Source organism: Streptomyces sp. MnatMP-M17 (assembly GCF_900091995.1).
Taxonomy (GTDB): domain Bacteria; phylum Actinomycetota; class Actinomycetes; order Streptomycetales; family Streptomycetaceae; genus Streptomyces.
In genome coordinates this window covers 1-1,629 of sequence record NZ_FMDK01001034.1, presented here as the reverse complement: position 1 = coordinate 1,629, position 1,629 = coordinate 1, and the positions used below count along the sequence as shown (strand labels likewise).

The following is a 1,629-nucleotide window of genomic DNA, read 5'->3' as shown; positions in this document are numbered from 1 at the left end:
TCACCAGCCCGAGCATCGGATTCGGGAAGCCGAAGACCGACGCCTGCTCGCTCTTCATGATGTTGCCGCAGGAGACCACGGGATTGAGACTGCATCCCGGCGTGAAGTTCGGGTCTTCGAGCAACTTGAACTTGTCCAGAGTGATGACCCATGCGGCCAGCAGTCCCGCACCACCGGTGATCACCAGCAACAGCGCGAACGCCCGGGTGCCGCCCCATACCTCGTCGGCACTGTCGGCCGTCTCCTCGACCGACGAGCCATGGCCACGGGCCAATACAGTCGTCATGATGCCCGCTCCGCCTCAGCCGCGCAGACTGCTGATCGGTACGAGACAGTGCGCGGCGCCCGCGAGCGTGTCCGCGTCTCCGACAAAGGCACGCAACCGCTCCTCGGTCATCGGCCTGCCCGGCGTACCGTCCGCCCAGGGACGAGTGGCGACCAGGAAATAGACCTGTCCGTGCTGCCGCGCGTCCCGCTCCCATTCCGGCGGGACAGGGCACTGCGCGTTCAGATACGGCATCGTCAGAACGGCCCGCCCGGCCTCCACCAACAGCTTGATCGAGACATGGGGCGCGTCCGCGACATCGACCAGATCGCCACCGGGATCCAGCCCGACCTCATGGAGAACCGCGCGCATCGCCTCTTCTCCGGCCTCAGGACCGCCACGGCCGTCACCGAGCGAATAGGCAAGCAGAAAAGGCGCGTTGCGCTCGCTGCTGGAGGGATCGCTGGTCCAGGGAATCACCGAGAGGGTGCCCAGAAGAGCCGCATATTGGGCGCGGCCCGACGCGGTATTGGCAGAGGTCATGTTCCGGCACAGTAGTGGCCCGTGGAGAAATTCCGTGAGTCCGCGTCACCCAAGTGGGCGAATACGGTGGCTTCTTCGGGCCATTACCTCATCAATTTCGTTCCTCAGTACGAGACTTATCGATATCTCCGGGCGGAGCCGGCCCGTACGGAGCCGGCCGGTCCGTGGCGGCCGTCCCTGCGGATGACAGCCTGTGTGCCTGCCCGGCCGGTTCCGTACGGGACGGGCCGGGCCCGTACGGAACCGGCCGGCCCGGCCCGTCCGTGAAGCCGCCGTTCATCAGCGGCCCACGGTCAGCGAACCGTGATCAGCCGCCCGCGATCGCCCGGATGCTCTCCTGCGCGGAGGCCACCAGGCCGAGCAGCGCCGTCGCGTTGCCCACGGCGGTACGCAGCCGCTCCAGGCGCCCGGCGACACGCTCCTGGTCCACCTCACCGGCCGCGAGCTCCTCCTCCAGCGCGTCCGCCGCCGCCCTGGCCTCCTGCCTCCGCTCGGCGGAGAGCTCCACGTCCGCCGCCGCGCCCGCGCCCGTACCCGTACCGCCTGTACCCGCGCCCGGAGCCGGCTCGCCCAGACGGCGCTTCAGCTCGGCGATCGTCTCCAGCGCCGCCCGTACGGCCTCGGCGCTCACGGTGGCCGCGTCCGCGCCTGTGTTGTGCGTGGTCGCCGTCGCTCCTCGGCCCGCCGCCAGGGCGCTGTTACGCACCTGCGCGTTCCCGCTCAGCACAATGCCTTCGTTCACCTGCGGGCCCTCGCCCATGGGACTCCCTCCCTTTCCGGCTGTCTCATCAGCCCGTCGCGCCGACCGCGCCGGCCGGGCC

General features: G+C 69.5%; 3 protein-coding genes. All 3 read right to left on the bottom strand.

The genetic code is table 11. The annotated features are described in order from the left end of the window. Positions 1–286 (bottom strand): vitamin K epoxide reductase family protein (locus GA0115259_RS35505; RefSeq protein ID WP_272921268.1); only part of this gene is annotated, 286 nt, incomplete at its 3' end. 15 nt (positions 287–301) lie between these two features. Then, positions 302–808: a DUF5949 family protein gene (locus tag GA0115259_RS35500; protein WP_176732772.1), complete on the bottom strand. Its 507-nt coding sequence runs from the start codon at positions 806–808 to the stop codon at positions 302–304. Positions 809–1,115: 307 nt separating this feature from the next. Then, positions 1,116–1,568, bottom strand: coding sequence for a hypothetical protein (locus GA0115259_RS35495; protein ID WP_093604491.1), 453 nt, complete (start codon positions 1,566–1,568; stop codon positions 1,116–1,118). Between the last annotated feature and the right edge of the window lie 61 nt (positions 1,569–1,629).

What these genes read in the sequence shown, in the direction of transcription:
- GA0115259_RS35500 (WP_176732772.1), bottom strand. Translation starts at nt 808, where the DNA reads ATGACCTCTGCCAATACCGCGTCGGGCCGCGCCCAATATGCGGCTCTT.
- GA0115259_RS35495 (WP_093604491.1), bottom strand. Translation starts at nt 1,568, where the DNA reads ATGGGCGAGGGCCCGCAGGTGAACGAAGGCATTGTGCTGAGCGGGAAC.